Origin of the sequence: Streptomyces thermovulgaris (assembly GCF_002155915.1) — a bacterium.
GTDB lineage: Bacteria > Actinomycetota > Actinomycetes > Streptomycetales > Streptomycetaceae > Streptomyces > Streptomyces thermovulgaris.
Window position 1 is genome coordinate 1 of the sequence record NZ_MUME01000362.1, and the last position, 1,416, is coordinate 1,416.

Here is a 1,416-nt window from a genome sequence, read left to right on the forward strand (position 1 = left end):
GGTGATCAGCTTGCCGAACTGTCGCGGGCTCAGCCCGGTGAACGGGGCTATCCAGGACGGCTCCGACGCCGTGATCACACCAGCCACACCATGATCATCTCACCTGCGACCAGCAGTTACGGGACAGCCCTTAGGCCGAGGTGTCGATGCCCCTGAAGGCCTGCGTGCCCTCAGGGGCATCAATCACCTGTTCCGTCTCCAGGGAACAACCGTCGTCCAGCTCCCCTGCTTCCCTCCAGGCAGGTCATCGCACTCGATACGACCGACGACGGCACTGACGACCCACCCGTCGCGGCGGCAGTCCGCTGACGTTGCCGTCAAATGACACAGAAGCCCCACCGAATGCACTCCCGGTGGGGCTTCTGGTACATGCAGGGAAGTTCCCGCCCGCAGTTGCACAAGCGGACGAATCAGTGCAGAGATCTCTCGATCAGCCCTCTTGCTCCAGTGCAGCACGGATTCTTGCTGCTTCGGCACGAGCAGCGGCCGCTTCGGCCGCAGCCCTCTGGCGATCTTCTTGATAGATCAGAACGCCAGCCAGCGAATCCAAAGCGTCTGCAATCCTTTCCCGCCACGCGGCAAAGGATTCGGTGTCGTGCTCATCCCTGGGCCTTTCGGATCGCACTTCTCTCAATCTTTGAAGTGCGGCGCGCAACTCTGGAGAGACAGGCACGAGACTCACCCATGTCCACCGATTAGAGGCAAGAACCGCCGACAGGCAGGGCATGGTCCGATCAGCTCGCCATGTTCCTCAAGCGGAAACGCATTTCCTCTGGTGCCCCCACCAATCTTGACGGACTGGTATGTCGCCCCCTCCAGCGGGATACCGTCGTTCTCGAACTGAATGGCACACCCAACTTCCCCGCATCCACCGTGATGTCCGGAGTCAGCTACTGCCCTCGCTGTCTGCGGAGGCATTGCACCAGTACGCGTATCTACTGCGTAGGCGAATCGGACATGCTCTCCATCCGCGGACGTAATCTTCGTGGCGACATTGGGGCGCGATTCCGGTTTTATCTTCAGTGCCTCGTCTGCGAAGTCGAGCAAGTCATCATCGGCCTCGCCACAGTTGTGAACGAGGACCGGCGTAGCCTCTGCCAGCACATAGTACGTGTGGAGGTTGTTGACGGTGAGGTTGTGGACGGTGGCGTGCTGTGCCGTCCAGCGGTTGACCGCGGTGATCTGGACGTGGGTGCCGGCGCTGGTCTTGAGATCGGTGGCGTCGATCCATTCACCGAGCTCGGGGACCCAGAAGGGGTGTCCGTCAGCGGCGGTGACAGTGGCCGTTTCAGAGCCCTGGTGGCCGTCGATGTCAATGGTGACCTCGACCAGGTGTTTGACGCCCTCACCCTTGATCTCGGCGGTGACGGTTTCGACCGCCGTTTCACCGGTCTTAGGGCTGTCCCGTAACTGCTG

Annotated in this window: 1 protein-coding gene and 1 pseudogene; both read right to left on the reverse strand. The window is 61.2% G+C overall.

What is annotated here, in order from left to right:
• Positions 1-87: pseudogene (locus tag CCN35_RS27910) on the reverse strand (IS5/IS1182 family transposase); the annotation flags it as partial.
• Between the two features lie 591 nt (positions 88-678).
• Positions 679-1,416: polymorphic toxin-type HINT domain-containing protein (locus CCN35_RS29710; RefSeq protein ID WP_245863394.1), on the reverse strand; the 738-nt coding region annotated here is incomplete at its 5' end.